19 protein-coding genes are annotated in these 24,086 nt (G+C 40.9%); 11 read left to right on the top strand and 8 right to left on the bottom strand.

Going from position 1 to position 24,086, the window contains the following annotated elements; genetic code table 11:
- The first annotated feature begins 222 nt into the window (after window positions 1-222).
- Window positions 223-1,665, top strand: a complete 1,443-nt coding sequence (locus B3317_RS05280) for an alpha-amylase (protein WP_291109342.1) — start codon at window positions 223-225, stop codon at window positions 1,663-1,665.
- Window positions 1,666-1,762: 97 nt separating this feature from the next.
- On the opposite strand, the gene B3317_RS05275 is transcribed toward B3317_RS05280, so the two are convergent.
- Window positions 1,763-2,518, bottom strand: a complete 756-nt coding sequence (locus B3317_RS05275) for a hypothetical protein (protein ID WP_291109340.1) — start codon at window positions 2,516-2,518, stop codon at window positions 1,763-1,765.
- Window positions 2,519-2,665: 147 nt separating this feature from the next.
- Window positions 2,666-3,487 (bottom strand): TerC family protein, encoded by an 822-nt coding sequence (locus B3317_RS05270; protein ID WP_291109339.1) that lies wholly within the window; start codon window positions 3,485-3,487, stop codon window positions 2,666-2,668.
- A 941-nt stretch (window positions 3,488-4,428) separates the two neighbouring features.
- Here B3317_RS05270 and B3317_RS05265 point away from each other — a divergent pair.
- From B3317_RS05265 to B3317_RS05255, 3 genes are read left to right on the top strand one after another with little or no spacing between them, the layout of a single operon-like run.
- The gene (locus B3317_RS05265) at window positions 4,429-5,655 is read left to right on the top strand and encodes an HD domain-containing protein (RefSeq protein ID WP_291109337.1); all 1,227 of its coding nucleotides are present in this window, start codon (window positions 4,429-4,431) and stop codon (window positions 5,653-5,655) included.
- Window positions 5,656-5,658: 3 nt separating this feature from the next.
- Window positions 5,659-6,975 carry a tRNA lysidine(34) synthetase TilS gene (gene tilS / locus B3317_RS05260; RefSeq protein ID WP_291109336.1) on the top strand — a complete coding sequence of 439 codons (1,317 nt, stop codon included), beginning with the start codon at window positions 5,659-5,661 and terminating at the stop codon, window positions 6,973-6,975.
- Window positions 6,972-7,625, top strand: a complete 654-nt coding sequence (locus B3317_RS05255) for a nitroreductase family protein (protein WP_291109334.1) — start codon at window positions 6,972-6,974, stop codon at window positions 7,623-7,625. The genes tilS and B3317_RS05255 overlap by 4 nt, the downstream gene beginning before the upstream one ends.
- 24 nt (window positions 7,626-7,649) lie before the next feature.
- Here the strand turns inward: B3317_RS05255 and B3317_RS05250 are convergent, their stop codons facing one another.
- The 3 genes from B3317_RS05250 to dnaE form a co-directional block, all read right to left on the bottom strand.
- Window positions 7,650-7,847, bottom strand: a complete 198-nt coding sequence (locus tag B3317_RS05250; protein ID WP_291109332.1) for a hypothetical protein — start codon at window positions 7,845-7,847, stop codon at window positions 7,650-7,652.
- Between the two features lie 140 nt (window positions 7,848-7,987).
- A complete protein-coding gene (gene trxA / locus B3317_RS05245) occupies window positions 7,988-8,305 on the bottom strand; it encodes a thioredoxin (RefSeq protein WP_291109330.1) in 318 nt (105 codons plus the stop codon).
- Between the two features lie 94 nt (window positions 8,306-8,399).
- Entirely contained in the window at window positions 8,400-12,149 is a 3,750-nt protein-coding gene (dnaE, locus tag B3317_RS05240; protein WP_291109328.1) for a DNA polymerase III subunit alpha, read from the bottom strand.
- A 178-nt stretch (window positions 12,150-12,327) separates the two neighbouring features.
- On the opposite strand from dnaE, the gene B3317_RS05235 reads away from it, so the two are divergent.
- From B3317_RS05235 to B3317_RS05215, 5 genes are all read left to right on the top strand, one after another.
- The gene (locus tag B3317_RS05235) at window positions 12,328-13,590 is read left to right on the top strand and encodes a carboxypeptidase-like regulatory domain-containing protein (protein WP_291109326.1); all 1,263 of its coding nucleotides are present in this window, start codon (window positions 12,328-12,330) and stop codon (window positions 13,588-13,590) included.
- 116 nt (window positions 13,591-13,706) lie between these two features.
- Window positions 13,707-14,258, top strand: a complete 552-nt coding sequence (locus B3317_RS05230) for an RNA polymerase sigma-70 factor (protein ID WP_291109324.1) — start codon at window positions 13,707-13,709, stop codon at window positions 14,256-14,258.
- Window positions 14,255-15,115 (top strand): FecR family protein, encoded by an 861-nt coding sequence (locus B3317_RS05225; protein WP_291109322.1) that lies wholly within the window; start codon window positions 14,255-14,257, stop codon window positions 15,113-15,115. The genes B3317_RS05230 and B3317_RS05225 overlap by 4 nt, the downstream gene beginning before the upstream one ends.
- A gap of 153 nt (window positions 15,116-15,268) precedes the next feature.
- Window positions 15,269-16,855 (top strand): carboxypeptidase-like regulatory domain-containing protein, encoded by a 1,587-nt coding sequence (locus B3317_RS05220; protein ID WP_291109320.1) that lies wholly within the window; start codon window positions 15,269-15,271, stop codon window positions 16,853-16,855.
- A 746-nt stretch (window positions 16,856-17,601) separates the two neighbouring features.
- Window positions 17,602-19,815, top strand: a complete 2,214-nt coding sequence (locus B3317_RS05215; RefSeq protein WP_291109318.1) for a hypothetical protein — start codon at window positions 17,602-17,604, stop codon at window positions 19,813-19,815.
- Window positions 19,816-20,006: 191 nt separating this feature from the next.
- Here the strand turns inward: B3317_RS05215 and B3317_RS05210 are convergent, their stop codons facing one another.
- From B3317_RS05210 to B3317_RS05200, 3 genes are all read right to left on the bottom strand, one after another.
- Window positions 20,007-20,369, bottom strand: coding sequence for an MmcQ/YjbR family DNA-binding protein (locus B3317_RS05210; RefSeq protein ID WP_291109316.1), 363 nt, complete (start codon window positions 20,367-20,369; stop codon window positions 20,007-20,009).
- A gap of 143 nt (window positions 20,370-20,512) precedes the next feature.
- A complete protein-coding gene (locus tag B3317_RS05205; protein WP_291109314.1) occupies window positions 20,513-21,082 on the bottom strand; it encodes a DUF2179 domain-containing protein in 570 nt (189 codons plus the stop codon).
- Between the two features lie 268 nt (window positions 21,083-21,350).
- Window positions 21,351-22,226, bottom strand: a complete 876-nt coding sequence (locus tag B3317_RS05200; protein ID WP_291109312.1) for a tetratricopeptide repeat protein — start codon at window positions 22,224-22,226, stop codon at window positions 21,351-21,353.
- 205 nt (window positions 22,227-22,431) lie between these two features.
- On the opposite strand from B3317_RS05200, the gene B3317_RS05195 reads away from it, so the two are divergent.
- Both B3317_RS05195 and B3317_RS05190 read left to right on the top strand, forming a co-directional pair.
- Entirely contained in the window at window positions 22,432-23,442 is a 1,011-nt protein-coding gene (locus tag B3317_RS05195; RefSeq protein WP_291109310.1) for a pirin family protein, read from the top strand.
- Between the two features lie 8 nt (window positions 23,443-23,450).
- Entirely contained in the window at window positions 23,451-23,993 is a 543-nt protein-coding gene (locus B3317_RS05190; protein WP_291109308.1) for a 5' nucleotidase, NT5C type, read from the top strand.
- Window positions 23,994-24,086 lie beyond the last annotated feature (93 nt).

The raw sequence follows: 24,086 nt of genomic DNA, 5'->3' as shown, positions 1-24,086 counted from the left end.
CAGATTTTACCTCAACAATTGACTCGCATTGCCATATAAGGACTACAATATCATGCATATGCACGGCACTGCATAATTTGTTAAACAAAAAGAAATCTATAAGCGTTTTCTTTGTACTTTTAGTCTAAGAAAACCAAAGGCTGAATTTTAATTTTTGTCAGACATTCTCCCAAAGTGGGAAACAAACATAAAATCACAAACAAAAAGTAAACACTGCTGGTTATGAAAAATGGTGTAATGATGCAATACTTTGAGTGGAACCTCCCCAATGACGGAAATTTATGGAAACAACTGAAAAAAGATGCAGTACATCTGCATCAAACAGGTATAACGGCAGTATGGATTCCTCCGGCATATAAGGCAGACGAACAACAAGATGAAGGCTATGCAACATACGACCTGTTCGACCTCGGAGAATTTGATCAGAATAGTACCGTAAGGACGAAATATGGTACAAAAGATGAATTGATAGAAACGATCGGCGAATTACATAAAAATAAAATATCAGTATATCTCGATACTGTAATGAATCATAAAGCCGAAGGTGACTATACCGAGAAATTTAAGGTAAAAGAGGTCGATCCTAAAGAGAGAAACAAGGATATTAGCGACGAAATAGAGATTCAGGCATGGACTGGCTATTTATTTAAAGGACGGGGAAATAAATATTCCGACTTTAAATGGCACTGGTATCACTTTTCCGGTGTCGGATTTGATGATGCCCAGAAAAAAAGCGGAATCTTTCGTATACTCGGAGAAAACAAATATTGGAGCGAGGGGGTAGATGATGAAAACGGAAATTACGATTTTTTACTTTGCAACGATTTGGATCTCGACCATCCGGAAGTAATAAAAGAACTGAACCGTTGGGGCATATGGGTTTCCAACGAATTGAATTTGGATGGCATGCGTCTCGATGCTGTGAAACATATGGAGGACAAGTTTGTCAAACAATTCCTGGAGACTGTAAGGGCTGAAAGGGGCAACGAATTCTATTCAGTCGCCGAGTATTGGAATGGAGATCTGGCAACATTAGAGAAATATCTTGCCGCAGTAGAAAAAACAACCGATTTATTCGATGTGCCCCTACATTACAATATGTATAAGGCTTCGAAGTTTGGCAAAGATTACGATTTACGAAGAATTCTGGATGATACTCTTGTTTTGCATCATCCCGACTATGCAGTCACATTCGTGGATAACCACGACTCGCAACTGGGTAGCTCTCTGGAATCGGAAATAGAAGACTGGTTCAAACCTTCGGCTTACGCCCTGATCCTACTAATGGAGAAAGGATATCCTTGCATTTTTTATGGTGATTATTATGGCATAAACGGGGGAAAGCCCCTATACCAACCAATCATAGATTTATTACTGAATACCCGGAGGAAATATGCTTATGGCGAGCAAAAAGATTACTTCGATCACCCCTCTACGGTAGGTTTTGTGCGCATGGGAGACAAAGATCATGCCGGATCGGGACTTGCATTTCTGATGTCGAATAATATTGACGGCAATAAGGTCATGAATGTGGGGGTAAACCGTAAAGGTGAAGTTTGGCGCGATCTTACCGGCAATGTGCAGAAGAAAATAACAATAGATAATGAAGGTAACGGTAATTTTCTTGTAGAAGGAGGTACATTATCTGTTTGGGTAAAATTTTAATGATATAAAGGAATATAAGAAGTGGCTGTCTCAATAGGAAGTAATACTTTGCTAGCGCAAAATACTATTGAGACAGCCACTTCTTATTTAGTCTTTCTTAATCTTTATATATCATCTCCCGGACTAACTCCCCGTCATAAAACTGTTTCACCGGATACCCATCCGTATCGTATTCGTATGTAACTTCAATAGTATCTGTACCATACCTGGGGTCTTCGGTTGTAAATTCGTTAGGATTATTTTTACCGATAAAATCTCCGCACCATCTCATACTATTTACATGCCATGCCCAAAACCATGCAGGGATACTCTCGATATTGAGAAAAGCGGATTTGTCATTGTTGAATTTAAAGATGGTGACCTTACTTCCTTCATTAGTTGCTGCATGTTGTGTGTATGTAACCAGATTATTATTTTCGTCGTATACAAATTCTTCCCAGGGCTTACCGTCTTCAAACACGGTTTTGGTAAGCCGTCCTTTATTGTCTATATGAATTTGCAGGAGGTCTGTTACTTTTTTCTCTTTTACCTGTTTACCCGAGCTTGTCACCTCTTCAGCAATATAACCATCATTGTAAGTATATCTGGAATTAGTGATCAACTCTCCTCTGTCTTGATTCATTATGCACCCCGAGAGCAAGTCAGTAATCTTGTCATATTTAAAAGTGAATTCACGAAAAGTAGCAACACCCTTTTCAACAAAATAGGTAAGCTGTTTTTTATTATTATACTTGAGATCTATTATCTCTTTCGTTTTCACCGAATTGATTTGGATAAGCTGCTTCGTTTGAGCATATAAAGTAAATCCGGCCGATAATATGCCGATAAGGGATGTAAGTATAAATCTCTTCATAGAATAAGTGTCGGTCTTTTTATTAATTACCTATTTAACGAATCGGATGTTCTTTTATTGTGAATTGGCTTATTAGTAAATTAGCAGATTGGTAAATTCAGATATTACAGGTTGCTTGTGTCATTTACCAATCTGCTAATTAAAGAACTATTCTTCTATCAATTCCGAATCTTTTAGTTTTACCGGGGTAGACTTCTTCCTTAACTTCATATTCAGAAATTCGACAAGCAAAGAAAACGCAATGGCAAAGTATATGTATCCTTTCGGTATCTCTCCCACAGTTGTATCGAATATTGAAATCTGCGACAAATGTGCCGATTCTACCAGTAACATCACTCCTATGAGAATCAGGAACGAAAGGCCAAGCATCTGTATTGTAGGATGTTCGTTTACAAATTTACTTACCGGACCGGAAAATAAAAGCATAATCATAACAGCTGCCACAACTGCTGTAACCATTATGGTCATGGCTCCTACATATCCGAATTCGCTGAAACTGACCAATCCGACGGCAGTTAGGACACTATCGAATGAAAAGACAATATCGAGTGCTACAATCTGGACAATAACACCTACAAAACCGGATTTTGACCTCCCCTGAACAGCATCGCTCTCCCCTTCCAGTTTGTGATGAATTTCGGTAACACTTTTATACAGGAGAAAGAGTCCTCCGACCCCGATTATAATACTCTGACCGGAAACAGAGCCATCAAACCATGCCGTATCGAATGAAAATATCGGTTTGGTAAGCTTCATCAGCCAGGATATACAAAATAATAAGAGGATACGAAACAGCATAGCCAGCAGTAAGCCTATGGTACGGGCTTTGGGCTGTTCCTTTTGGGGTAATTTAGACGATATGATAGACAAAAATACGATATTGTCTATTCCTAATACTATTTCAAGAAAAGCCAATGTGAGTAAAGCTATCCACGCACTTGGCATAAGAAAAGTTTCAAAAATTTCCATAAAAATATTTTTGCGACAAATTTAATAAAGAATTTGACGCTTTTGGAAATTATCTCTTTTTTTCTAAGTATTCCTTTATAACAGTATCTCTGTCAGTCTTCTTAAAACCCAGTATTCGCTGAATCCTGAGTAGTAGTTTCTTCATAATTGTTCGCATCTAATTGTCCTCGATCTTCATTACAAAGATAACATATTCGATAATTCATAAAAACTATTTACTCAATATCTCCGTTTTTTTATATTCTTTTGTACATTAATAAAAAAATAATATAAAATATTCATTACTATGATGCCGTTGATTGTACTTCGTCCCACACACACGTTATCTCCGGCCAAAAAGATAACCCCCGGCTTCTATCAAGAGAAACTTTAGGGCAACCTGAAATTTAATCTTTTTGAAAAAGTTTATCTGTGTAGTAAGAAGCTATTAGCCATTAGCTGCTAGCTTATAGTTCTTTGAAAGATTGATTAGCATATTTGTAAATTAGCATATTAGCCAATGTTTTAAACTAAAAGTGATAAGTGAAAAACATTCTTCGTTTAAAAGTATTTTTTGTTATCCATTCTTCACTTTTCGTTCTTCGTTTTTCATTTTTCGTTAAAAACACTGGCACATCGGCACATTGATTAATCGGCACATTGATTTCTGTTACCTTTGTTACCTTTTAACTATATATAGTTAACAAATGCAAAAATAACAGATGGGAAATAGTGGAAAATATGTCAGAAGTGTCATATTTTAACCAAATATAGTTAATAAACGTAAATGTAGCGATAATTATGAGTCAAACTTTCCACCTTAGCGTCTCTGCGAGAAAATACAGTTAACTGAAACGTTACCAATTTTCGTGTGTTTACCCCAGAGAAACTTGTTATTAAACCTTGATTAATTAAATTCTCTGTATCTTTGATCTCTAAAATATTAAAATACACTGTTACTGATGAGTAATAAGAAAAAAATAATCAACGATCCCGTATTCGGTTTTATCACCATCCCGAATAATTTTCTTTACAGACTTATACAGCATCCTTTCCTGCAACGGCTAAACCGTATCAAGCAACTGGGACTGGCCTCCTTTGTGTATCCGGGAGCGCAACACACCCGATTGCACCATTCCATAGGCGCTATGTACCTGATGGACGAGGCAATAAACAATCTGAGAATAAAAGGCCACGAAATAACCGCTGATGAAGCAAACGGAGCATTAGCCTGCATACTGTTGCATGATGTAGGGCACGGGCCTTTCTCGCATGTACTGGAATATACACTGACAAACGGCATTCACCACGAGGAGTTTTCTCTTGCGCTGATGGAGAACCTGAACGAAGAACTGAACGGCGAACTAGATATCTGTATTTCAATATTTAAGAACGAATATCCAAAGAAATTCCTTCATCAACTGGTGAGCGGGCAACTGGATGTAGACCGTCTCGATTACCTGCGCCGCGACAGTTTCTTTACGGGTGTAACCGAGGGAAATATAGGTTCGGCCCGTATTATCAAGATGCTTGACCTACGCAACGACCGCCTCGTTGTAGAGGCCAAAGGTATTTATTCGATAGAAAACTTCCTGATGTCGCGCCGGCTGATGTACTGGCAGGTATATCTGCATAAAACGGCCGTTGCAGCCGAGAAAATGCTGATAAAAACACTGACAAGGGCAAAGGAACTGAGCGATAAGGGTATAAAGCTGTTTGCGTCTCCGGCCTTCCTGTATTTCCTGGAGAATGATGTAAGTAGGGTATTCTTTGACAGGCAACGCGAAGAAGTATTGAAACATTTCGCGGGTCTGGACGATAATGACATCTGGTGCGCACTGAAGGTATGGGCAGCAAACGAAGACAAGGTATTGTCCACGCTTAGCGCGGCTCTGATAAACAGGAACCTGTTTAAAATAGAAATAACCAACGAACCGCTGTCTGAGCACCAGATACAGAAACATATTGCGGCTTATACCGAACAGCTCGGAGTGAATGAATACGAAGCATCTTTCTTCTATTCGTCCGACGTTATTTATACAAATATGTATAATGAAGCTGATGATAGTATAGATATCCTGTACAATGACGGGACTATCAGGGATATATCCGAAGCATCGGACATGCTGAATATACAACTGCTATCTAAAAAAGTACAGAAATATTACTTTTCGTATCTGAAAATTTAAATCATGGATATTTCAAGAGTAGAACAGTATATCGTTGCCAACGGATTACTTGCCGGAGGAGAGAAAATAATCGTAGGTGTCAGCGGAGGAGCGGATTCTGTCGCTTTGCTCGATATTCTGCATAGCTTCGGCCTCGAATGTGTCGTAGCCCATTGTAATTTTCACTTACGGGGCGAGGAATCTAACAGGGACGCATTCTTTGTAGAAGAGCTTTGCAAAAAGTATAATCTGAAATACGAGCGTATCGATTTCGACACGGAAGCCTATGCCGCCATAAATTCCGTATCGATAGAAATGGCTGCCCGTGAACTGCGTTACAACTGGTTCGAACAACTCAGAGTTATCCATATGGCCGACAAAATAGCCGTAGCACACCACCGCGACGACTCGGTAGAGACCATTCTTCTCAATCTTGTCAGGGGAACAGGTATCCGGGGACTTACCGGTATTGCTCCTGTAAACGGATATGTTATCCGGCCATTATTAAGCCTGAGCCGTGACGAAATAGTAGAATATCTGAAAGACAGACGATTGTCGTTCGTAGATGATAGCACCAACAATGAAGATATGTATGCCCGGAATAAGATAAGACTGAATGTAATCCCGGTGCTGGAAGCTATAAACCCCTCGGTAAAAGAATCTGTAAACAAAACAGCCGAACATCTGACGCAGGTGGCAAACATATATTACATGTATATGGCTCAGGTGAAAGCCAATATATTTGCAGATAATAAGATAAATATATCCATGTTGGTTCAGTATCTGGAGCCGGAAGCTATCCTCTTCGAGCTTCTTTCTCCGTATGGGTTCAATTCAGCTACGGTGCGGCAGATATTCGAATCCGTCATAAGCCAGTCGGGTAAAATATTCTATTCGGAAACGCATGAACTGCTCAAGGATAGAGGATACCTCATATTAAAGAAAAAGGACAATCTCAAAATAGAACGGTATAATATCCACGAAGATGAAAGTACCTTATCGCGCCCCATACATCTGAAAATAGAGCGTACTCCGGTAAACGGGGATTTTTCCATAGAAAAGAATCCCGATATAATATACATCGACGCTGATAAACTAGCTTATCCGTTAACCCTTCGCAAATGGAGGCAGGGTGATTGGTTTATGCCTTTCGGTATGAAGGGAAAGAAGAAAGTAAGCGATTATTTTTCCGACAATAAGTTCAGCCTGTTCGACAAGGAAGCGGCATGGTTGCTTTGTTCGGGCGATGACATAGTATGGATAATAGGACATCGCTCCGATGAGCGGTTCAAAATAACGGATAAGACAACGGAAGTGGTGAAAATAATATATAGTAAATGAAAATGAAGAAAATGTTTATCGCAGCGATAGCCTCCCTGATGCTACTCTCCTGCAACAATCCAACAAAAGAAAAAACGAGCGATATGGAACAAAAGAATGCTGTGGTAGAAGCCATTATGAGCCGTAGAAGCATACGCTCATACAAACCTGAACAGATAACACCGGAGCAACTGGATACAATAGTAAAATGTGCCATAAACGCACCGAGTGCACTGAACAGGCAATCGTGGGAAGTAAGGGTGATACAGAATGCCGATTTATTAAGCAGGATCAACAACAGCTTTGTAGAAAAGGCCAAGGGTAAAAACCTGCAAGGAAGCGCGGCCCGCGCGCAAGAGCCGGGATTCAGTGTATTTCACGGAGCGCCGACCCTCATCATCGTAGGCAGGGATAAGAGTAATCCTTATAGCGCGGTCGATTGCGGACTACTGGCACAGAATATTCTCCTCAGTGCCGAATCTATGAATATCGGGACATGTACCATCGGCAATATGGCCGGTATATTGAACGACCCCGATTCGAAAGATTTCCTGAAAGAAATAAATATGCCTGATACACACGAAGTTGTTTTTGGTATTGCTGCCGGTTATAAAAACGAGTCGCCGGATGCCAAGCCAAGAGATGAGAGTAAGGTGCAGTATATAAGATAATCCTCCGCAGATACCCAAACAGGGCTACTTCGAAGACCAGATTATCAAGGCTATCAAAGCCCCCAGAATCGAAAAAGAGAACATAAATCCACCTATATAGACCATCCTCCGGGACAAGGCAGGTTTATGTTCTTTTATATACCTGCCCGAAATATACCACAGTACAATGCTGGCGATAAACAGGGCTATACTAACATACAAAAGAATCAAATATACTTCCATCCCGAAATTACATTAAATCATTCATTATATTATAACAGAAGGTAGAACGATTAGTTCAACCGGGACTAATCCCCGGAAGTGAAAGCCCACAAAAAAAGCCTGTCTAATCTGACAAGCTTTTTTATCAATATTGGGGAACTTTATTTCAGCATATTCTCTATTTTCTCTACCAGTACGGCTTTCTGGGCTGCGCCTACTTGTTTGTCCACTACTTCTCCGTTTTTGATGAACAGGATTGTAGGAATGTTGCGGATACCATACTTAGACGTAATGTCATCATTATTATCCACATCTACTTTACCAATAGTTACTTTACCGGCATATTCAGCAGCCAATTCTTCTACTATAGGACCGACCATGCGGCAAGGGCCACACCATTCCGCCCAAAAATCTATTACCAGAGGTTTGTCCGATTTCAACACATCCTCAAACCCTGCGTCTGTAATCTCTAAAGCCATAGTTTTTATTTATCCGTTTATTTATAATATTTATAGTATCTATTTTTAGATTTTGTTCTGCAAAGGTAATTAATCTATTTAAAATATAAAAATTTCAATTTACTTTAAATACAATATTTTCGTTTTCTACCAGATAATCAATAAGTTCCTGCTTAACATTTATTTTAAAATTTCTTGAAAACAAATCTACTTTCATATTCCGTTCACCATCAACTACCTGAAAGTATAACAAAGAATTGCCGGGATTGTTTTTTGTTAAAGTAGACAGTTCTTCCACCATCTGCGTATTCATATCATGCAGAGGTAAAGTAATCGTTATTTTCTCTATAAGGCGGTCTTTTACATCCGGCAATAATTGTATCGAAAATATTTTAAACTCAAACTGGGTCTGGTCAAATTTTCGTGGCTGTACCCGTCCTTTTATATATACATATAATCCCGGACGCCCGTATTTGCCAAAGTTGATATAGTCGTCGCCAAATAATGGCAGTTCGCCGCTTCCCGTGAAATCCTCGATACGAATAATCATAAACGGCTTACCGTTCTTGGTAATTCCTTCCCTTACCGCTGATACCAATCCGCCCAAAGTCACCTCTTTATTTTTCAGAGCATCCTTATCTTCAATTTCCGACATGCTCACATTACATACATAATTGAGCACTATCTTATATTCATCGAGTGGATGCGCTGAAAGATATATCCCTATCAATTCACGTTCTTTATTCAGGCGTTCCAGATCCGACCATTTTTCCACCTTTGGTATTTCAGGATGCGCTATATCGAATGACGTATCTCCTCCAAACAGCGAATTGGCTGCTGTGTTTTTATCCAATTGGTACTTATTACCATAACGGATAAGCATATCTATAAACTGTTCTCCTTTACCATTAACCCCGAAAAACTGTTCGCGGCTTACTTCCGGAAAATTATCGAAAGCGCCGGCCAACGCCAAAGATTCTATATTCTTACGGTTACACGAACTCAGGTTGACACGTTCTACGAAGTTGAATATATCTTTGAACGGACCATTATTTTGGCGTTCCTCTATGATGTTCATTACGGCACCCTCTCCCACTCCCTTCACGGCTGCAAGCCCAAAACGGATATCTCCTTCCTGATTTACCGAGAATTTGAGGAACGACTCGTTTACATCCGGCCCGAGCACGTTCATATTCATCGCCTTACATTCGTCCATGAATTTCGTGATTTCAGTGATGTTGGACAAATTTCGCGAAAGCACCGCAGCCATATATTCCGACGGATAATTGGCTTTCAGCCATGCTGTCTGGTAAGCAACCCATGAGTAACAGGTAGCATGGGATTTATTGAACGCGTATGACGCGAATTTTTCCCAGTCGGCCCATATTTTATCCAGCGTTTTCTTATCATGCCCGTTTTTAGTACCACCGGCAATGAATTTCTCTTTCAGGGCGTTCATCTTATCGATGAGCTTCTTACCCATTGCCTTACGCAACTCGTCGGACTGGCCACGGGTAAAGTCGGCAAGCAAACGCGACAAGAGCATGACCTGTTCCTGATATACGGTAATACCATAAGTATCGTTCAAATAACGTTCCATAACCGGGATATCGTAGGATATCTCTTCCCGCCCGTGTTTACGGGCAATAAACGAAGGGATATAGTCCATCGGGCCGGGGCGATAGAGTGCATTCATCGCTATCAGGTCTTCAAACTTACTCGGCTGCAACTCTTTGAGGTATTTCTGCATACCGGCAGATTCAAACTGGAATGTGCCTGTCGTTTTTCCCTGGCTGTACAGTTCGTATGTTTTAGGGTCTTCGAGCGATATGGTATCTATATTGATAGTCTCACCTGTCGTATGTTTTATGTTTTCAATGGCCTCTTTGATGATAGAGAGTGTTTTCAATCCCAGAAAGTCCATCTTGATAAGTCCCGTCTCCTCAATCACCGTACCTTCGTACTGGGTAACGAGTATATTTTCGCCTGTTTCCTTATCCTCAGCCGTACTCACAGGCACAATGTCGGATATATCCTGCTGTCCGATGATGATACCGCAGGCATGCACCCCGGTATTACGCACATTACCTTCAAGCATCTGCGCGTATTTGAGCGTATCGCGCATCACAGGATCGTGGCTGTTCGCCGCCTCTTTCAGTTCTGGAACATATTCTATGGCATCGCGCAGCGTCACTTTTTTCTTATCGGGGATACGGTCGGGAACAAACTTTGCCAGCCTGTTAGACTCCGACAAGGGTAATTTCTGTACACGGGCAACGTCTTTTATCGCCGACTTAGTAGCCATAGTACCATAGGTAATAATATGTGCAACACGCTCCTGTCCGTATTTTTCCGTTACCCATTTCAAGACCTTTCCACGTCCGTCATCATCGAAGTCGATATCAATATCGGGCATGGATATACGGTCGGGATTAAGAAAACGCTCAAACAGCAAGTCGTACTTTATAGGGTCTATATCTGTAATTCCCAAACAATAAGCCACGGCAGAACCGGCAGCGGAACCTCGTCCGGGGCCTACGGCCACACCCATTTCGCGAGCGGCGGCTATAAAATCCTGTACAATAAGGAAATAACCGGGAAATCCCATCGTTTTCATTACATCCAGCTCAAAGTCGAGCCGTTCTACGGTTTCGGCGTCCCTGTCTCTCCCATAGCGCTTGTCGGCTCCTATCATTGTAAGATGTTTCAGATAGTCCGATTCCAGCTTGATACGGATTACTTTGTCATATCCACCGAGACGCTTATATGCCTTCTCACCGAATTCGAGTATAAGGTCTTCTTCACTGTACATTATCTTATATCCCTCTTCCGTACCAAAAGACACATCGATGGTAAAGAACGGCATCAGAGCATCTGAATCGATGGAATAGAATTGCACCTTATCGGCAATCTCCAACGTATTTTCCAATACTTCGGGATGGTCGGAGAATATCTGGTTCATTTCCGCCGTCGTTTTCAACCATTCCTGTTTGGTATAACGCATCCGCTTAGGATCGTCGAAATCCTTTCCTGTACTCAGACAGATAAGGCGGTCGTGCGCGTCGGCATCCTCTTCTTCTACAAAGTGAACATCGTTGGTGGCAATCACTTTTACGCCGAATTTCTCCCCCAGTTTCAGCAATTCGGCATTTACCTTTTGCTGCAAAGGATAGGCTTCGATATTGGCGTCAGGGCGGTTGGTCTTATGGCGCTGTAGTTCGAGATAAAAATCTTCCCCGAAAAGATTCTTAAACCATTGCAGGGCTTTTTCTGTTTCTTCCACGTCACCCGCCTGTATCTTTTTAGGTATTTCACCTCCCAGACAGGCGGTGGAAACGATAAGCCCCTCATGGTATTTTTCGAGCAGTTCCTTATCTATACGCGGACGCATGTAATAGCCTTCTGTCCAGCTATGCGACACCATCTTGATAAGGTTTTTATATCCTTGCAGATTTTTGGCCAGTACCACAAGGTGCCAGCCGCTCATATCGGGTTTACCTTCTTTCAGTGTCCTGTGGCGACGGGCGACATAGCATTCACAGCCGATAATCGGTTTGAACTTCTTGGCCTCCTCTTGTTGTATCTTTATTTTCAGCTCGCCTATCTGTTCTCCGTTGTCCCCTTCCGGGTCTTTTTCCAGGTCTTTTATCCGGGCTTTCAGTTCCTTGATGGCACTGTCGTATTTACCGTTTTTCTTTTTCACATAATTGAAAAATTCCTTTACCCCAAACATGGCTCCATGGTCGGTAAGGGCTATCGCCTTCATTCCGTCGGCAATGGCTTTATCCACAAGATTTGGTATGCTGGCCTGTCCATCCAACATGGAATATTGGGAGTGGACATGTAAGTGTACAAAATTATTCATATATCTTCTGCTTTTTCACAATCTGTAAAGTTACAATAAATAGAAACTTTTCTCAAGAAAAACGGTTGGCAGTTTTCAACAAGTAAGGATTTTATTCCAATTTTTTCTAGGGTTTTTATCGTTTCACCAATCATATAAGTAGAAACCGGTTAATATTCATCATTTAATCAATACTGTTATGAAAGCAATATACTCAAAAACCGCACAACTGATCCTTGCCGTTCTCATATCCGTCGCATGCATTCCGTTACAGGCACAGAATATGTCGGCAAACTACATTACTATAAATGGTGTAGTGAAGGACAAGAACTCGAACAAGAAGCTCGAATACGTCAGCATTTCCGTTCCGGGAACCAATATCGGTACCATAACCAACACCGACGGGGTATTCTCTATCAAACTCAACAATGCGCTGGAAGCTAAAACTCTGGAAATATCGCACATCGGGTATCGTAACATGAAGTACACTATCAATCAGGAAGATATAGGACACGAGGTAACCATATACCTCATTCCTAACGTAAACCTGCTGAAAGACGTTATAGTACAGCCTGTGGACGGACAAAAGCTGGTAGAAGAAGCCATACGCAAAATCGGGGATAACAACAGCTCCGAAGTGAATATGCTTACAGGATTCTATCGCGAAACAATAAAAAAGAGACGCAATTACATAAATATATCAGAAGCCATACTGGACATATACAAGACACCTTACACTCAAGACATCGCAGGTGACAGGGTACAGGTCTACAAAGGGCGCAAACTGATAAGCCCGAAACCGAACGACACGCTGATTGTAAAGTTTCAGGGAGGGCCGAATCTTTCTACATTCATGGACGTTGTAAAGAATCCCGAATTGTTTCTGGACATAAATACACTGGGTATGTACAGATACAATATGGAAGAATCGGTTATGATAGACGAACGTCCTCATTACGTGGTTAGTTTCAGGCCACAGGTCGTACTTCCATATGCGCTGCATTTCGGTAAGCTGTATATAGACAAGCAAAGCCTGACTTTCTCCCGTGCCGAATTCAGCCTCAGCATGGACGACAGGAATAAGGCCACACAGGCAATATTGAGAAAAAAACCGTTCAAGATGCATTTCAAACCTGAAGAAGTATCGTTTCTGGTGACTTACAAGCAACAAGACGGCAAAAGTTACCTGAACTATGTATGGAGCGAAGTGAAGTTTAAATGCGACCTGAAACGCCGCCTGTTCTCTACCGGCTATACTATTGTATCCGAAATGGTGGTGACCGACCGCAAAAGCGGGAAGATAAACAAAATCCCGTTTAAACAATCATTCGGACAAAATCAGGTGTTATCGGATAAGGTTCAGAATTTCTACGACCCTAATTTCTGGGAAGATTATAATATCATAGAGCCTACCGAATCATTGGAAAACGCAGTATCTAAGTTGAGAAAACAACAGAATTAATGAAGTGAAAAATGAAAAGTGAAGAATTTGCATTTCTTGTTTTCGATTTTTCACTTTTCACTTTTCGTTCTTCGTTTTTATCTTAACTTTGAAATACTGAACTGAACAAAATAATTATGCTTAACGACTTATTCGTACTGAAAAAGATAAAAGAGGGGGATATAAAGACTTTCGAAGAGGTCTTTCGTCAATACTATGCCCCTCTTTGCCTGTACGGATTAAGCATAACCGGACGCAAGGACATAGCAGAGGAAATAGTGCAGGAACTGTTCTACGTATGGTGGAAAGACAGGGAGAGTATTCAAATCCTGCGATCGGTAAAGAATTATCTCTATGGAGCAGTACGCAACCAGTCGCTGCAATACCTCGAACACATCGCCGTACAGGAACGGTACAGGGAAAGAGTATTATCGAAAGAAAAAGACGAACAGTACGCGACACCTCATCAGCAACTCGAATACAAGGAACTGGAAGAAGTGATAAACCGCACCCTGAAACAATTGCCCGACCGCAGACTGAGAATATTCAGGATGCACCGAATGGAGGGTAAAAAATATAAAGAAATAGCCGAAACCCTTTCCGTATCGGTGAAAACAATAGAGGCAGAGATGACGAAAGTATATCAGCTGCTACGACAGGAAATAGAAAAATATACACATATAATATGACTTTAAAAGTAAAAAACGATAGAGTGACCGACGATGCATGGAACGCATTGTATAAGCGTTTCGAAGAAGACGGATTACTGCCTGCCGCGGACAACAGTCCAAAACGGGGCGTATTACATTCTACAGGGATGAAATGGGCTATGATAGCAGCCGTAGCATGCATCTGTATCATTTCGGCGCTCGTCATCCGCAATATGAATACAGGCAGTCAGGAAATGCACATACTGCACAACGAAGAAAACGCGCCCACCCTCGTCACTACACTCGAAGACGGATCTGTCGTTTATCTCAACCAACAGACATCTATCGAATATCCGGTTCATTTCGAAAAAGACCGCAGAAGGGTATCGTTGCAGGGAGACGCCTTTTTCGAAATAAGTAAGAACCGTGAACGCCCGTTCTTCATCGAAACCGAAAACGCGCGCATAGAGGTACTGGGTACTGCATTCAACGTGGTAAGCAAAAACAAAGATTCGTTTTCTCTATCGGTAAAGCACGGGGAAGTGAAAGTGACACTCAGGCAAAGCGGACAAAGCACTCATGTAAAAGCGGGCGAAACAGTATTGCTGGAATCGGATAACCTGCAAAAAACAATATCTTCCGACAATGAGAAATTCAACAGTTATCTGAAACAGATCCACTTCAAGGACGAACGGCTGGCAGACGTTATCCGTATCATAAATATGAATTCGGAATCGACTAAATTAAGCGTTTCACCCCGGCTCGGGGACAGATTGCTCACCGTGACATTCTCTGATAATACACCGGCTACAATGGCCGAACTGATATGTCTGGCTTTGAATCTGAAATATGCACAATCGGGGAATGTAATTACGATAGAGGAAGTGAAAAATTAAGAATGAAGAATGGCAAAGACGGGTATCTTTAGTACACTTCCAATGTGAGATCAGTGAATAGTAACATATGGCAATTATTACAAATAATATTCCGGTTTCAGTGATATATAATATCTTTAAGTTCTGAAATACGATTAATCTGATACCAAACATATGGAAAAAGCGGTTGAAAATATATTTCATCGTTTTTCTGCCTTGTTATTATTCCTGTTTATAATAACAGCATCACAGGCAGAGGACGGAGGCGTGCTCAACCGCGAAGTAAAATTATCGAAAACCAAAGGAACTATATACCAGTTGCTGAAACAGGTATCCGACCAATCGGGCTATTTATTCATATACGACAGCCAGATAATAGACAACGACAAAGTAGTGAAGGTAAAAAAAGGCAACTATACCGTGCGCGAAGCTATTTATGCCATTACAGAAGACGACAAGCTAAGAATAAATATCGTAGGCAACCATATCCTGCTGAGAAAAGACAATGAGGAGAAGCAGGTAAAAACGGTACAGTTAACAGATCCGGCACAGGACAAAACCACAGCCGAAAACAAATACCTGAAAATAAGCGGCATATTATACGACCGTATAACCGACGAACCGGTTATTTATGCTTCGGCCAGCATCAATTACACCTCTATAGGAACAATCACCAATCAGAATGGCGAGTTTCAGCTTATGATACCGGATTCGCTGCGGCAATCCATAGTGAAATTTTCGCATGTGGGCTATCAGAATCAGGAGATAGAGGCATCTTTACTCGAAAATCAGCATGTAAGAATATCGCTCGACCCCAAAATAATTTCATTGCAGGAAATCGTGATACGGGTGGTAAATCCATTGGACGTACTACAAAAGATGGAAGAGCAGGCAGAAAAGAACTATTCGTCCAAACCTGTATATATGACTACCTTTTACCGCGAAGGAACCGAATATAAGAACAAGAATATAGACCTTACCGAATCGGTAATCCAGATATATAAGACAGGCTACAAAAGCAATGTAAACAGCGACCAGACCAAACTGGTAAAAATGCGCCGCATCGTAAACCGGCAAACAGAAGATACATTATTCACCAAAATGAAATCGGGAGTATATTCAAGCCTTACGCTCGATATAATAAAAGAATCGCCCGACTTCCTCAATTTCGGGAACGGTTCGCTATATCAATATACGCATACCGATATCAGCGTGATTGACAACAGGCGGGTGAATGTTATTTCATTCGAACAATTGCCCTACACAGAAGAGCCGCTATTTAAAGGGCAGCTGTATATAGACGCGGAAAATTACGCGCTGGTAGAAGCCCGTTTCGAGGTAAATCCCAAATATGTACACAAAGCAACCAACTGGTATATAGAACGGTTGGCTCCAAATATAAAGCTGACTTTGCAGGAAGTGAAATACATTGTTTCGTATCGTCCTGCCGACGATGGCAAGTATTATGTAAGTCATGTGAGAGGCGATCTTAAATTCAAAGTCAGGAAAAAGAACCGGTGGTTTAGCGCACCGCTACATTTGTGGTTCGAGATGGTGAACTGCAAAACAGAGACCGAAAATGTAAAAGGATTTAGCCGGAGAGACCGTTTATCGCCCCGCAAGATACTATCGGATACAAAATACCGGTATGATAAGAGCTTCTGGGAACATTTCAATGTTATCCTGCCCGAAGATAAGCTGAAAGAAACAATACTCAACAATCTGAATGAAATTACCGAGACTACTTCAAGTGAAGAATGAAATATAATTAGAAGGTAAATAATGCCAATCGGTAGTTGAATATGAGTAGGTCGATGTAAAAATATCGCATGAATTGCCTTGTATATGAAAAAAATATGCTAATTTTGAGCGATTTTATTATAATTCCGACAACTAATTATAAATAAAACATATAACATAAACGATATAAAACATGTGGCTAAGAATGCTTTCCTATGATTTCTTTACAATAAGAAAAACCATTTTTTCTACTGGAAATTTGGATATTAGCCTTATTTTGTTAGAGAGAGAGAGAGCTAATCACACTTGATTCCCTACCCTTATTTTTTCCATTATTATTTTTTCTTTATTCCTTACTTTTAAGGAATATTGAAGCTACATACACACGTATCAGCGACATTATCATCCCTGCGGGCGTACTACATACGCGTGATAATATATCATTTTCCGAAGATAAAAACAAATATAAGGTTCGTTTCTTTACGGACGGGAGTATTTTTGCACCCCATCATACTCTTTTTCAATCTATTATTCACATCCATTCTCTGCAAAAGTTTCAATACCCCGTGAAAAGGGAATTTCTTATTGTCTTTAAAAAATTTGTCTTCACTCCCTTATTTTTCTGTCCATCGCTTGGGAAAGTACCGGACAGGAATATGGGGTATTGAAACTTTTACAGGAAGGCGATTATAACAGAAAAGCTAAACTAATGAATATTACAGCCGACAATTGAGTAATCTATTTTTATAAACTAAAAACTAAACTGCATGAAGCAAGCAAACTTTAAACAAAAACACCGGAAAGGAATAAGATTTAAGATACTATTACTACTGGTGACAATATTGGCCATGAGTTCTACAATACATGCTCAGGTAACGATAGGGACAGGAGAACAACCCATTTCAGGAGCTCTGTTACAATTGAAAGATAAGGACAATGTATCCGACAGTACCCATAATGCGTATAAAGGTCTGGCATTGCCCCGTGTAACTCTTTCGGAGAAAAAAGAACTTTATCCGATGTTTCTGGCTGATCCTGACGATCCTGCATCCGGACCTGGTTCCGATTATGCCGCAAATAAAGCAACACTGGACAAGACCCATACCGGACTTATCGTCTATAATCTGGTGGAAGACGATGATAAGGAACTCTGTCTGGGATTAAATCAGTGGGATGGTGAGAAATGGAACTGTTTCCAGCAAAAAGCCTCTCCCGCCCAGTTCGAATTTCATTGCAGCACACTGGAAGTACGGGGCGATTACGGAGATGGTATAGCATTGAATTCATCGAATTACATAAGAGTTGAAGTGGAGATAACCCGCATAGGCTCATATAGTATTTCCGCTACCTTTGCACCGGGAAATCCACAGGGGGACAATGGTTATTTCTTTGAGCTGTCAGGTACTTTCTACGCTACCGGTACTTTCTTCATAACGATTCCGGGTACAGGACAACCCAAGCTCCATACACAAGGTGCAGACCTGCTCAACCTTGCCGACGATACTCCGGACCAGTTTATATTAAGTTCCACCGGCAGCGGACCGGATTGTAATTTCGCAGTGAATGTCCGTTCCACAGCGGCACGCCCTGAATTTGATATTGAGTGCGGAGCTACTGTTGTACAAGGCGCATATTTCGAAGATGTCCCTTTATCTTCCACACCCGGCGTCACAGGCGAACCTAACAGAATCAAAGTGACCCTCAGAAATATTCCACCGAGCGCTTTTGGTGCGGTGGCTATTCTGGAAACCAATACGGTAGATGGCTTCTCATTCAAGGGGCAGGCAGTTCTTTCTTCCAATCCTCAGGATATATATCTGGAAGGCACAGGCATCCCCCGCGGATTGAACGACAAGGTATTCACCATCACCACCAATAGCGTATCGAACGATGCATCGTGTACCGCCACTGTTTATATGCTTATCCCGCGCAAGCGTCTGATGACATTAGGTAACACCAATAACACTTACGGTTATAATCCCGGACTGGTTTCTCAAAGAAATCCCCCTAATAGCCTTAATACGATGCTTACCGATAAAAATAATTTCGGATACAACCAATGGTCTATCCTGAAATTTGCCGGATTTAACAATCTGGGAACAACAGCTCAGGCAAACTTTATTCCATCATCAAACCCAGATGCATGGGGCGATGACAACAGGGATATAGTCGCTTTGGAAACTACTACATGGAGGAATATGAGTGCCTCCAAATTGGAATCTTTATTGAAAGGAACCGGTGGGCAGCCAAAGACTGATATTTTTATGATTGGATATGACACTGAATTTTATCGGAACAGTAATGCTGCTGACGCGGCCAGATGCGCAGTACTTATAGATTTTCTTAAATCTGGAGGTATTCTAATGATTTGTTCGGAAGCAAATACCTCGAATGCAAACTTTTTGAACCTGCTCTTCGATAACCCTTCCCCTGCCATTTCATCGGCGAGCGGTGCCGGTGCAGGGAGCAACTATACATTAGGCTTTAATAATGTCAATATGAACAGTGCTGCCGCGATGAACATGAAGCCATATTATTGTAAAGACGATGACCCTATATTAAAAGGTCCGTTTGACGATATTCTAGGGAGAAATTGGGGAGAAGACGCATCAACCACTGTGTTTATGACCAATTTGCCGCTTGATGAGATCATTATATATTCGGGCGCGAGGGAAATAGGTAATACATCGAGAGATGCAACAGGTGTTACGATCTTCCGTCATAAAGAATATCCCCTGATATTCGTCGGCGACGGTGGTTTTAATTCGGCCGAAGCGAGAACTTATTGGAATGTGAACTCTGGTGTATGTCCGTTTGTATTGACTACCAAAACGATAAACGGTAAGGTCTATAGCAATTATCCGAGTTACCGCTATAACTTCGGCGGAAGTGGTAACAGGGTGTACAATACAGCCTTTACAGCCAATGCTTTTGCATGGTGTATTATGAAAGCGGAAGAAATCCGAAGAGCAAACAAATAAAAATCTTTCCGATGCAGCTTTTTAAGTAGATTTCTCGTCAAACAATAAAGACGGAATTTCAGATATCGGAGTAAAAATAATATAAGCCCAGAACAGACAGGGGTTGACCGCATTAAAAGAAACGGCAGCCCCTGATCTTTTTCTATACCAATCAAAAAAGATCAAGATTCATTTTTGGTTATCTTCAATAATTATAATCCGAGATATTCTTCCCGCTTCTTTTTGGGAAGTTTCTTTATCACTTCATCTACCGAATGTTGAATTAAGTCCCGGATCAATTCATCAGGCACATCGCTTTCGAGTGTAACCAGATTCCACAAGGGAGTTTTGAAATCCGTTTCGGTTATCCCCTCGTATTTTTCCCGCAATTCGATTGATCTTTCGGGATCACATTTAAGATCTGCTTTGAATACCCCGTCTTTAGGCTCCAATGGAATATATGTAAACATTTTACCCATCACTTTAAAGACCAAAACATTGTGGCCCAGAAAAGGCAACGATTCACTACTACCCTTTATTGACAGGCAATATTCCCTAAATTCTTCAATATTCATAAAATTACTTCTTAAATGCTTCTGGTCAAGATTTACTGTTTATGCATTTGACCAAGACAGAGTTCGCGTCACTCTCTGCTTTGTTCCAGCCGGATACCCTGTCCCAGAACTTATATGATTTATCCTTCTCCATGTTATTCTGCTTATTTTCTCTTACTGGCAGCTATGGTTCTGTTACTCCATTTGTTCATGGCAAATATACCTTTCTTCTTGTAGCGGATATCCTCTACCAGATAGAATGCATCAGCATCGAAGCCGGTAATCATCGTCACCACTTCATCGAGCGACTTACGGCTGATGACTATCTCTATAATATGCACCTGAGAAACGGCGCCTTCACCTTTTACGAAGGTTGCCCCTATATTCTGTTTATTGAGATCTTTTATCAGCTCCGGAACGTCTTTTTTTGTATATACTCTCAATAACTGATAGCCGAATGCGATACGATTCTCAACCAATATCCCCACATAGTTTCCAGCTGCATATCCGGCTGCATATGCCACATATGCGATAATACTGTTAGCATGGGCAAATATCTGAGATATAATCACCACCCAGATAAATACTTCGAAGAAACCGACAATAGGAGCTTTATATCTTTCGCCTTTTGATACAAAAATGATACGCAAGGTACCAAGCGTTACATCACAAATACGCCCGAAGAAAATTATCAGGGGTAAAAGCCAGGGATAAGTCTCGAAAATTGTAAACATGATATACTGTTTTTACGGGTAAGAATATATAAGAGCATCTGCACTATAAAGGTATGTAATAATCACGGTATAAGCGAATGTTTCTATGCCATTGTACAATTTTACATTTACGATATGGATTCAAATGCCTTATTTTGCAGTATACAATTATTCCTTCATAATACAATCACATAGGTATTTTAGGTTAATATAGGTTTAGATTAAAAGATAAGGCTGCACCGGGATGGATACAGCCTTATCTTTTTATTTATGGCAATTAGCAAATAATCTAATTAAAATACGTTGCCAGTATTTCCTTATATTTTTTGTCGCGACGAATGTTATTGAAGTCCTGATCGTCTTCGATACGCTTTTTATTCAGCACATCCATTCTTATGGCATATTGCTTTACAATGGTTTTTTCGAGCCACTTGTGAGCTTCTTCTTTTTCTTTGGCAAGGGAATAGTAGCAAGCCAGATTATAGGCAGCTGACTGGCTTCCCTGTTGCTCTGCCTTCAGATACGATGATACCAGTTCTTCCCCGTATTTAGTGTGATCTTTCTCTATTTTTCCCAGACTCAGACATGCAAACCCCTTTCCCGTATTAGCATCAAGCGAATTGGCATCCAGTTCCAGCGCCTTATTATATTTCTCTATAGACTGCTTGTAAAGTGCTGCATCATTTTTATCCATTGCCAGTTTCAGCAATGTTTGTCCCCAAACCAGATAAGCCTGAATGAAACGGGAGTTCACATCCACTGCTTTCTGCAGCTTGTCGAAACATTCTTCATACACACTGTCATCTTTTTTCAGGTTGGCATAAAAGATAAGAGCTCCTGCCCACAGCCCATACACTTCGGGCGATTGCTTCAGTTGTACAGACTTCTTGAATTTCTCAAAACTCATTTCATACAATCCTGTGTCGGAGTCCTTTTCGGCACGCTTCATTGCCAGGAACCCCCATATAGCATACAAGTCGGCGTGCGATGGGGCAGCCTTTACAGCTTCTCCCAATATAGCCGATATTTCTTCCATACTACCACCTTCAGCTTCCTTACCTACAGCCATTGCAGCCAGTGATTCGGCACGTACTTTATTTTCCGTTTTCTGAGCATATGATGATAGCCCAAGAGTGAGCAAAATGGCAAAAAATAGATGTTTCATAATGAGCAAATCCATATTAGATGAAGCAAATATAGGTATTATTTCGTATATTTGTTAAAATATTGGAGGGGAATAAAATTTGTCGCTTTACACAACAGAAGAATGCTCAGTCTTTGACTGTATTGCATTTTATATTCTGATTTTACAACTACCCAATGTATCTTATTTTCTCCTTTCTGATAAATATGAATAAAAAATCATCTATATGAAAATAATAAAAATAGAAGAAATGGGATTTCAGCTACAAGTGAAGAACCCATTTATCGTATGCTTCCACCACAAAGATCTTTTTCCAAAAGGAAACGGAAAGATGGAACCCTCCTATTATCTCGAAAGCCGAAGAATAGGTGAAGACTTTGACCACAATGCCCCGTGGCGCATGTATTATGGCGACACTGTTCCGGGATTTCCTGTTCACCCGCACCGCGGATTTGAGACAATAACAGTAGTAACAGAGGGTTTTGTAGACCATTTCGATTCCAAAGGCTCTAAAGGCCGTTACGGACAGGGCGATGTGCAATGGATGACGGCAGGAGCAGGTATTCAGCATTCCGAAATGTTTCCCATACTCTCCGAAACCGAAGACAATCCGATGGAACTTTTTCAGATATGGCTTAACCTGCCCCGAAAAGATAAATTTGCAACCCCTGCTTATAAGATGTTATGGAACGAGCAAATCCCCATTGTGGAGGTGAAAGATGTAAACGGGCATATAAGCAGTATAAAAGTGATAGCCGGGAACTATAAAGATATACAGTCTCCCGATCCATTACCCGCTTCGTGGGCTTATAATAGAAATAATCATGTAAACATATGGCTTATAACGATGCAGCCGGAGGCAGAATTAAGTATCCCGAAAGTTTCGCCGACTCTCAATCGTATGCTTTACCTTTACGAAGGAGATGAAGTGGATATAGAAGGGCAACGTCTTGCAGTAAACTATTGTGCTGAGCTCAACGGTAATGAAAACATTGTATTGAGAAATGGCACAACCGAAAGCCGTTTATTATTACTCGAAGGTGAGCCAATCCACGAGTCAGTGGCTGCATATGGCCCTTTTGTGATGAATACCCGCAACGAAATAGAACAAGCCATTGCCGACTATGCACACACACACTTCGGTGGATGGCAATGGTATAACCCCGGGCCTGTAAACGAAAGCGGAGACGGGCGTTTTGCCAGTTATGAAGATGGCAGACAGACAGAGAAACCGTAAGAATTTAAATGGATAAACTATACAATAACCTGAAAATGAAACAACAATTATTAGTAGACATGGACGGTGTATTGGCCGACGTATATTCCCAGTTTCTCAGATTCGAGTTTGAGGAACTGGGAATAAAACAATCATTGAAAGATTTGGAAGGAGTATTGGAAATGAAAGCATTCGCCAATGCCGAAAAATATGTTCGTACAAAAGGTTTTTTCCGCAACGCGCCCACTATACAAGGAAGCGTGGAGGGATTGAAATATCTGAATGATAAATACAAAGTGCTTATAGTATCATCGGCAACGGAATTCCCTGACAGTCTGAGCGAAAAGCTATATTGGCTCAATGAGCACTACCCATTCATAACTTGGGAACAAATGATTTTTTGTGGCAAAAAGGATTCGGTAAAAGGTGATATCATGCTCGACGACCACTTTAAAAACCTTGACTATTTTGAAGGCAAAACGGTATTATTTACCCAGCCACACAATGCAAAAATGGAGAATGGCAGGCATATAAGGGCTAATAACTGGAATGAGGTAGTAAATATACTGTAAGTAATTATTTAAGGATTAACCACAAAGGATACCCATCAGTATGATAATCCATGTGGTATCTATCAACACAAAAAAAGTCCCTCACTGCTATTA

The sequence above is a fragment of the Dysgonomonas sp. UBA7710 genome (assembly GCF_002482385.1).
GTDB lineage: Bacteria > Bacteroidota > Bacteroidia > Bacteroidales > Dysgonomonadaceae > Dysgonomonas.
Note: the sequence above shows the minus strand (reverse complement) of the source record. Positions and strands in the feature narration are given on the sequence as shown.